The sequence below is a fragment of the Pseudomonas sp. R1-7 genome (assembly GCF_051132105.1).
GTDB lineage: Bacteria > Pseudomonadota > Gammaproteobacteria > Pseudomonadales > Pseudomonadaceae > Aquipseudomonas.
In genome coordinates this window covers 4009576-4017808 of the sequence record NZ_CP071661.1, presented here as the reverse complement: position 1 = coordinate 4017808, position 8233 = coordinate 4009576, and the positions used below count along the sequence as shown (strand labels likewise).

At 64.1% G+C, this 8233-nt stretch carries 7 protein-coding genes; 4 read left to right on the top strand and 3 right to left on the bottom strand.

Features of this window, described 5'->3' with window-relative positions:
• Nucleotides 1–132 precede the first annotated feature (132 nt).
• Nucleotides 133–939 (top strand): alpha/beta fold hydrolase, encoded by an 807-nt coding sequence (locus tag J3P79_RS17885; RefSeq protein ID WP_434604715.1) that lies wholly within the window; start codon nt 133–135, stop codon nt 937–939.
• Nucleotides 940–1095: 156 nt separating this feature from the next.
• Here J3P79_RS17885 and dsbG read toward each other — a convergent pair whose 3' ends face one another.
• The 3 genes from dsbG to dsbD are packed head-to-tail and all read right to left on the bottom strand — an operon-like array spanning nt 1096 to nt 4435.
• The gene (gene dsbG, locus J3P79_RS17880) at nt 1096–1863 is read right to left on the bottom strand and encodes a thiol:disulfide interchange protein DsbG (protein ID WP_434604713.1); all 768 of its coding nucleotides are present in this window, start codon (nt 1861–1863) and stop codon (nt 1096–1098) included.
• Entirely contained in the window at nt 1839–2708 is an 870-nt protein-coding gene (locus J3P79_RS17875) for a prolipoprotein diacylglyceryl transferase family protein (RefSeq protein WP_434604711.1), read from the bottom strand. The genes dsbG and J3P79_RS17875 overlap by 25 nt, the downstream gene beginning before the upstream one ends.
• Complete coding sequence (dsbD, locus tag J3P79_RS17870; protein ID WP_434604709.1) at nt 2708–4435, bottom strand: protein-disulfide reductase DsbD; 1728 nt, start codon at nt 4433–4435, stop codon at nt 2708–2710. The genes J3P79_RS17875 and dsbD overlap by 1 nt, the downstream gene beginning before the upstream one ends.
• 173 nt (nt 4436–4608) lie before the next feature.
• Between dsbD and J3P79_RS17865 the strand changes: the two genes are divergently transcribed.
• From J3P79_RS17865 to J3P79_RS17855, 3 genes are all read left to right on the top strand, one after another.
• On the top strand, nt 4609–5289 hold the full coding sequence (locus J3P79_RS17865) for a response regulator (RefSeq protein ID WP_434604707.1): 681 nt from the start codon (nt 4609–4611) through the stop codon (nt 5287–5289).
• Nucleotides 5289–6620 carry an ATP-binding protein gene (locus tag J3P79_RS17860; RefSeq protein ID WP_434604705.1) on the top strand — a complete coding sequence of 444 codons (1332 nt, stop codon included), beginning with the start codon at nt 5289–5291 and terminating at the stop codon, nt 6618–6620. Before J3P79_RS17865 ends, J3P79_RS17860 begins: the two co-directional genes overlap by 1 nt.
• 160 nt (nt 6621–6780) lie before the next feature.
• A complete protein-coding gene (locus J3P79_RS17855; protein ID WP_434604703.1) occupies nt 6781–8190 on the top strand; it encodes an aspartate aminotransferase family protein in 1410 nt (469 codons plus the stop codon).
• Nucleotides 8191–8233: the final 43 nt, after the last annotated feature.

Genomic DNA, 8233 nt, shown 5'->3' with positions numbered 1-8233 from the left:
CGATCACTCCCTGTGGGAGCGAGCTTGCTCGCGAAGAGGCCATTACCAGCACTTCAGGACCCAAGGTTGACGTCTGGCGCTTCGCGGCCCAGTCTCCCCAAGGTTTTTCATTCCCAAACAAGGAGGTCACCCATGCCCTTTGCAGCAATCGACGGACAACCGTTCCATTACCTGGACCAAGGCCAAGGTTCGGTGGTGGTGCTGGGCAGCAGCTATTTGTGGGACCACCGCATGTGGGCGCCGCAGATTGACGCCTTGTCGAAGCACTATCGGGTCATTGTCCCGGAGCTGTGGGGCCACGGGCAGTCCGGGCGGTTGCCTGAGGGCATGAGCTCGCTTGACGATTTGTCTCGCCAGACGTTGGCGTTGATGGATCACTTGGGGGTCGACTGCTTCAACCTGGTCGGGTTGTCGGTCGGGGGAATGTGGGGCGCACGGTTGGCGCTGGCGGCGCCCGAGCGTGTGCAATCGCTGGTGCTGATGGACACCTACGTCGGCGTCGAGCCGGAGCCGACCCGGCTGTATTACTTTTCGCTGTTCGACAAAATCGAAGCCAGCGGCGCGATTCCCGAGCCTTTGCTGGACATCATCGTGCCGATTTTCTTCCGGCCGGGCATCGATCCGCAGTCGGCGCTCTACCAGCAGTTTCGCGCCACCTTGGCCGCGCTGCCAACCGACCGCCTGAAGGACAGCATCGTGCCGTTGGGGCGGATCATTTTTGGTCGGGACGATATCCTGGCGCAGCTGCCCGGACTGGATGCCAAGCGCACGCTGGTGATGTGCGGCGACCAGGACAAGCCTCGACCACCGTCCGAGGCATTGGAGATGGCCCAGCTGATTGGCTGCGATCATGTGCTGATTCCGCAGGCGGGGCATATTTCCAACCTGGAAAATCCGGCGTTCGTGACGGAGGCGTTGTTGGCGTTCCTGCGTAGCTAACCCACCGTGATCGCCAGCAGGGATTTTGTGACCGATGCAAAGCCCCTGTGGGAGCGAGCTTGCTCGCGATTGCGATGTGTATGTTACATCAATGCTGACTGATCTGCCGCCATCGCGAGCAAGCTCGCTCCCACAAAGATTCTGAAGTGAGGCCAGTCACTTCGGTCCGAGAATCTTCACCAGTTTGTCCGGCGACGGCGCGCCTTGCTGCTGTTGCAGTTCGCCCTGGTCATCCAGATAGAAGATCGCCGGGGTGGCGGAGAGCTCCAGTTCGTCCATCAACGCCTGGTTGGCGTCCAGTTTTGCCTGGATGGCCGGCGGGATCTCCTTGAGCGGCTTGAGTGCGCTGCCCTTGCCGGCCTTCTCATGGTCCGCCAGGGCTTTTTCCGGCTCCTTGGCGGCCAGCAGCGCGGCTGATTTGCCTGGGCTGTCTTCACGGATGATGCCCACCATGATGTGGCGCAACTGTACCTTGCCGGCCTTGACCCAAGGGCGGGCTTGTTCCCAGAACATGTTGCAGTACGGGCAGTTCGGGTCGCTGAACAGATACACCGTGCGGGGGGCGTCCTTGTTGCCGTCGGCGATCCAGTTGCTGGCTTCCATCTTCGCCCAGATTGCCTTGGCCATCGGCGCGTAGACCAGCTTTTGCAGCGGTTCGGCGCTCAGGTCCTTGCCATCGGCGTCATACAGATTGCCCAGCAACACATGCTTGCCATCCGGCGTCAGGTACAGCGCCATGCCACGGTTCTGGTATTGCGCCGCGTAACCGCGCAAGCCGTCCGGTGCTTCAAAGGTGCCGACAATCTTCGCGCCCTTGGCTTCGATCTTCTTGATGGCCGCGGGCAATTCCTCGGCCTGGAGCAGCGGTGCTTGCAACAGCGCGCCGGCGAAGGCCAGGGTCAGCAGGTGGTGGAGGCGGGGCATGGCAGTTTCCTTGTCGCGGGGTGGGCCGCCGTGGTGGTACCCGGCGTATCGAAATTTTCCAGGGCCCGGGCCAGGCTCGCGTCAGATAATTCGCCCAGGTGACTGCCCAGCAGGCGGCCATCGGCGCTGTAGAACAGCGTCGTTGGCAGCGCCATCGAGCCGACGGCCTGGCCAAGGCGGCCGCTGCCGTCGAACAGCACGTTGGTGAGGCTCAAGCCCTGCGTGGCGAGGTAGGTGCTGACGCTTTGCATGCTTTCGGCTTGATTGACGAACAGGAAGGTCAGGTCCGGGCGCTGTTTTTGAGCTTCCTCCAGCACCGGCATTTCGCGTCGGCAGGGGGGGCACCAGGTGGCCCATAGATTGATCACCAACGGGCCGCCCTGATAATCGACGAGGTTCACGGTTTCGCCCTCGGCGTTGCGCAGGTCGATCTCCGGCAGACGGGTGCCTTGTTCATAGATCGTCAACGACATCGTCGCCACCAGCCAGAACAGCAGGCCGCCGGTGACGCTGAAAGCCAATGGCCGGCGCAGGCCCGGGCGGCGACGCGCCCAGAGCAGGGCACCGACCAGCAGTGCGACGATGCCCGGCCAGGCCAGGAATCCGCCGTCGCGCAGATCGACGATCTGCCACGGGTCGTCCCGATAATGGCTCCAGTAAGCGACGACAAAGCCGATCCTCGCGGCCAGGAGCCCCAGCAGGAACAGTGCGAACAGCACTGATTCGGGATTCTCGCCGCCGCGCCTTGCCACGCGCCAGCCGACGAAAGTCGCCAAGGCCAATGCGCTGATCAACAGCAAGTGATTGAGGGCAATGGCAAAGGTGCCCAAGGTCAACGTCAGCATCAGGGCGCGTTCCGGGTCATGTTCCAGCGTTCCAGGAAACCCTTCGCGTCGATTTCGCCGGTAATGCGCTGGCTTCGACGCTCCTCGCCATCGGTGCCGAGCCATAACAGGCTCGGTGGTCCAGGCACCTGATAGCGGCTGAGCAGCTCACGGCTGGCGGCGTTGTCTGCAGTGACATCCAGGCGCAGCAGGCGTACGTCCTTGAGCGCATCAAGGACTTCGGCACGGCCGAACACCTGCTTTTCCATGATTTTGCAGGACACGCACCAGTCGGCGTAGTAGTCGAGCAAGACCCACTGGCCCCGGGCCTTGGCGGCGTCCAGTTCGCGCTGCAGGGCAGCGGGCTCGCTGACCGTGGTGAAGGCGTCCCGGGCCTCGGCGGTCGCGGTGGCGCGGGCACCGCTGTAGACCTCCAGCGGCTTGAATAGATCATCGCTGCCTCCCGCTGACCCTACCACCAGCAGGCTGCCCCACAACCCGAACAGCAGCGAGACGCTGCCCCACAGATAGGCGGCGCGGCCGAACCCTTCTGTCTGGCGCCAGGCGCAGTAGGCGGCAATTACCAGCAGCGCGCCCAACAGACCGATCCACAGCGAGCCGTCGATGACCGGGCGGATCATCAGCAACGCGGTACCCAGGAACAGGAAGCCGAATACACCTTTGAGCAGGTTCATCCAGGTGCCGGGCTTGGGCAGGAAACGATTGCCGACCGTCACCAGCAACAACAGCGGCAGGCCCATGCCGACGCCCATGGTGAACAGGATCAGGCCGCCGTGCAGCGCATTGCCGCTCTGGGCGATGTACAGCAGCGCGCCGGCCAGCGGCGCGGTCATGCATGGGCCGACCAACAGGCCGGACAGCGCCCCCAGGATGCCAGCGCCCGCCAGGCTGCCGCCGCGGCGCTGGCGGCCGGCGTTTTCCAAGCGATCACGCAGGCCGGCTGGCAATTGCAATTCAAAAAAGCCGAACATCGGCAGGGCCAGTACGACGAAGATCGCCGCAAACGTGCCCAGCAACCAGGGTTGTTGCAGCACTGCCTGCAAATTGGCCCCCAGCAGCGCGGCAAGCACGCCCATGGCGGCATACACCAGGGCCATGCTGATCACGTAGCTGCCCGCCAATGCCAGGCCGCGCCGAGGGCCGGCGCCGCTGCCCACCACCAATCCTGCCAGGATCGGCAACATCGGCAGCGAGCAGGGGGTGAACGCCAACAACAGTCCCAGGCCAAAAAACACCAGCAGGCTCCAGCCCAGCGCGCGTTGTTGCAAGCCGCTGGCCAGGGCTTGGTCCTGCGCTTCGCCAGTGGCTGCCACCGCACCCGTGCCGCCCAGGTCGACCACTTGCGTCTGGGGTGGATAGCACAGGCCCGCGTCGGCACAGCCCTGGAAACCGACCTTGATTTTGCCGGTCGCTCCGGCGGGAATCTTCAGTTCCAGGGCCTGGCGATACACTTGTTGGTCGCCGAAGAATTCGTCGCTGTGTGCTTCGCCCTCGGGCAACTTCGGTTTTTGCGCTTCGGCCAGGCCATCGAACTTGAGCCGCTGCTGGTACAGGTAATACCCGTCGGCGATTTGCCAGAACAGCTGGGTTTCACCGGAATCCAGGCGTTCGGAGGTGAAGACGAACGCCTTTCCCACCGGCAGGAAGTCGGGTTTGGTTTCGAAGGGATTGGCGGCCTGGGCCAGGCCCGAGATCAGGAACAGCCACAGCAAAATCAATCGACGCATGGACAAAGCCTTAGAACGAAGCAAGTGAAGGGCACAGTGGCGACCGGCGATTAACCGTCGATTAACCCAGCGATAACGGCAAGGGCCAATGATCGCCCATATCTGCCCGACTCGTCGCATAATGTCGGCTTAATCGGCCGCCTGCCTAATTTACTTTTTCCTTGGGGCTCACCATGCACGTACTGGTCTGCGAAGACGATGAGTTGATTGCCAGCGGCATCGTTGCCGGGCTCACGGCCCAAGGCCTGACCGTCGAGCACGTCGCCACGGCATCGGCGGCGCGGGCGATGGTCGGCGTGGCGACGTTCGACGTCATGGTGCTGGACCTCGGCTTGCCCGATGAAGACGGCCTCAAGCTGCTCAAGCAATTGCGTCAGCAAGGCCTGGAAATCCCGGTGCTGATCCTGACCGCACGGGACTCGGTGACCGACCGTGTCGACGGCTTGCAGGCGGGCGCCGATGATTACCTGCTCAAGCCTTTCGACCTGCGCGAGCTGGCGGCGCGCCTGCACACGCTGCTGCGGCGTGTGGCAGGGCGCAGCGTCAACCTGATCGAACATGGCCGCCTGACGTACGACCCGAGCAGCCGGGAAACGATCCTGGACGGTCAGTCGGTGGACCTCTCCCGCCGCGAGCAGGCGCTGTTGCAGGCGCTGCTGCACAGCCGCGGCCGAGTACTCTCCACCGAACAACTCAAGGACAGCGTCTACGGCTTCAGCGATGAACTGGAAAGCAACGCCCTGAACGTCCATATCCATCACCTGCGGCGCAAATTGGGCAACGGGATCGTCGAAACGGTGCGCGGGCTGGGTTATCGCCTGGGGCCGGCCGATGGCGGGGAATCCGCCAAGTGATGAGCCTTCGACTGCGCTTGAGCTTGACCCTCGGCGCTGCCTTCGCCCTGATCTGGGCGTTGGCCGCGGCGTGGATGCTCAGCGACCTGCGCAACCAGATGATGTTTTCCCTCGACCAGCGCCTGGTGGCCTCGGCGCGGATGGTCGCCGGGTTGCTGGAGCAGTTGCCGCCGGTTCCGAGCAAAGGTGAAGGCACGCATTTCAGTGCCGAGCAATTGAGCGTCCCTGGCGGCATGGCCTGCCAGGTCAGCTCGCTGCGCGGGGAGATTCTGGCGCGCAGCCATGACACCCCGGGGCAACCCCTGGAAGCCGAGAAAATGGGCTTTCACGACCAGATGATCGACGGAGCGCCGTGGCGCAGCTTTACCCTGGCCCGAGGCGACTTGCGCATCACCACCGCTGATCGCCAGATCGAACGCGAAGCCTTGAACCTGTCGGTGCTGCTGGCGGCATCGGTGCCGGTCGGCGTGGCGTTGCTCGGTTGCCTGTGCCTGTTGTGGCTGGGCATCGGCCAGGGCCTGGCACCGCTCAACCGCATGCGCGATGCACTGACGCGGCGCAACGCGGATTCGCTGGAACCGCTGCAGATTCATCCGCTGCCCAGCGAGTTGCGGCCCTTGCTGGAAACCCAGAATCAGTTGCTCCAGCGCATCGGCAAGACCATCGAGCGCGAACGACGGCTGACCGGCGATGCCGCCCATGAACTGCGTAGCCCGTTGACGGCCATCAAGACGCACCTGCAGGTGGCGCGGATGACCGAGGGGGCCGCGCGTGACCAGTCCCTTGCCCGGGCGGAGGAGGGGGCCGACCGGATGCATCGCACGCTGGAGCAACTGTTGCTGCTGGCCCGGGTGGAAGGCAGCCTGTCGTTTGATGATGGCGTGCAATGCAACGCCGAGCAGGTCGCGCGGCTGGCCATCCAGGACGCCACCGGCGGCGCATCCCAGCGGATCAGGCTGCGGGTGTCGCCTCAACTGACCGATGCTCCGGTGCAGATGCCGGCGGTGCTGTCCATTGCCGCGCTGCGCAATCTGCTGGAAAACGCCTTGCGCCATACGCCGGACGAGACTGACGTGGAGCTGAACCTGGAAATGGTGGGCCAGCGTGTGCGTTTCCAGGTGCGTGATCATGGGCCGGGCATCGCCGCCGACGATATCCAGCACCTGACCCAGCGCTTCTGGCGCAACGGCCAGAGCAATGGCTGCGGGCTGGGGCTGGCGATTGTCCAGGCCATCGTCCAGCGTTGCGGCTGTGGCCTGCAATTCGACAGCCGCCCGGACGGGTTGCGGGTCGAGTTGACCGTGCCGGTGCAACTATCGCCCGCTCCGTAGATAACTCGTGGCGAGGGAGCAAGCTCCCTCGCCACGGTCTTTATCCGGCAGTAAATCCTTGCCCTGCTGATGCGTTTCCACAACAGGAAACCTGCATGTGCGCTACCGAATGCGCACCTGCCCGGTGCGCCGTTTGGTCACTCATTGCGGGGTCGAGAACATGTCAGTCACAAGTCCTATCGAAGCGTCGCCAGTACGAAGCAGTTCCACGCCGGTCGAGACGCTTTACCAGTTCAACGAATCGCCATTGCTGGCTCGTCAGAATCGCCAGGAATCCAACGCCCGCAGCTATCCGCGGCGAATTCCCTTGGCACTCAAGCGCGCCAAGGGCCTGTACGTCGAGGATGTCGAGGGCCGTACCTTCATTGATTGCCTGGCCGGCGCCGGCACGCTGGCGCTCGGGCACAACCACCCGGTGGTGATCGAGGCGATCCAGCAAGTGCTCGCCGATGAACTGCCGCTGCATACCCTGGACCTGACGACGCCGGTCAAGGACCGCTTTGTCCAGGACCTGTTCGGCCTGTTGCCGGCGGCCCTCGCCGCCGAGGCGAAAATCCAGTTCTGCGGGCCCACCGGTACCGATGCGGTGGAGGCGGCGCTCAAGCTGGTCCGCACTGCGACGGGGCGAAGCACGGTCCTGTCGTTCCAGGGCGGTTATCACGGGATGAGCCAGGGCGCGTTGAGCCTGATGGGCAGTCTGGGGCCGAAGAAACCCTTGGGTGCCTTGCTCAGCAATGGCGTGCAGTTCATGCCGTATCCCTACGATTACCGCTGTCCGTTCGGACTGGGCGGTGTGGCGGGCGTCAGGGCCAATCTGCATTACCTGGAAAACCTGCTGAACGATCCGGAGGCCGGCGTGCAGTTGCCGGCGGCCGTCATCGTCGAAGTGGTGCAGGGCGAGGGCGGCGTCATACCGGCCGACCTCGACTGGCTGCGCGGCTTGCGGCGGATCACCGAGCAGGCCGGCGTGGCGCTGATCGTCGATGAAATCCAGAGCGGTTTTGGTCGCACCGGCAAGATGTTTGCCTTCGAGCACGCCGGCATCGTCCCGGACGTGGTCGTGCTGTCCAAGGCCATCGGCGGCAGCCTGCCGCTGGCGGTCGTGGTGTATCGCGACTGGCTGGACACTTGGCTGCCGGGCGCCCATGCCGGTACTTTCCGAGGGAATCAGATGGCCATGGCCGCCGGTTCCGCCGTGATGCGTTATTTGGTGGAGCACAACCTGCCGGCCCACGCGGCCGCCATGGGCGAGCGCTTGAGCGAACATTTGCATATCCTGCAACGGGATTTTCCGCAGTTGGGCGATATTCGCGGTCGTGGCCTGATGCTCGGCGTCGAGCTGGTAGACCCGGCGGGCCAACCGGACACCCAGGGGCATCCACCGGTGCACGCATGCCTGGCGCCACGGTTGCAGCGTGAGTGCCTCAAGCGTGGATTGATCCTGGAACTGGGCGGACGACAAGCAGGCGTGGTGCGGTTCCTGCCGCCCTTGATCATCACGGCGGCGGAAATCGACCGGGTCGCGGAGATTTTCCGGCGCGCCCTCGAAGCCGCCGTGGCCGACGCCTAATTTTCATTCGGCCCGATACGTTCCTTTTCATACCTTGGCTGCG

Bases quoted from the DNA above. Each gene is read 5' to 3' on its own strand.
- J3P79_RS17885 (WP_434604715.1), top strand. From the start codon at position 133: ATGCCCTTTGCAGCAATCGACGGACAACCGTTCCATTACCTGGACCAA.
- dsbG (WP_434604713.1), bottom strand. From the start codon at position 1,863: ATGCCCCGCCTCCACCACCTGCTGACCCTGGCCTTCGCCGGCGCGCTG.
- J3P79_RS17875 (WP_434604711.1), bottom strand. From the start codon at position 2,708: ATGCTGACGTTGACCTTGGGCACCTTTGCCATTGCCCTCAATCACTTG.
- dsbD (WP_434604709.1), bottom strand. From the start codon at position 4,435: ATGCGTCGATTGATTTTGCTGTGGCTGTTCCTGATCTCGGGCCTGGCC.
- J3P79_RS17865 (WP_434604707.1), top strand. From the start codon at position 4,609: ATGCACGTACTGGTCTGCGAAGACGATGAGTTGATTGCCAGCGGCATC.
- J3P79_RS17860 (WP_434604705.1), top strand. From the start codon at position 5,289: ATGAGCCTTCGACTGCGCTTGAGCTTGACCCTCGGCGCTGCCTTCGCC.
- J3P79_RS17855 (WP_434604703.1), top strand. From the start codon at position 6,781: ATGTCAGTCACAAGTCCTATCGAAGCGTCGCCAGTACGAAGCAGTTCC.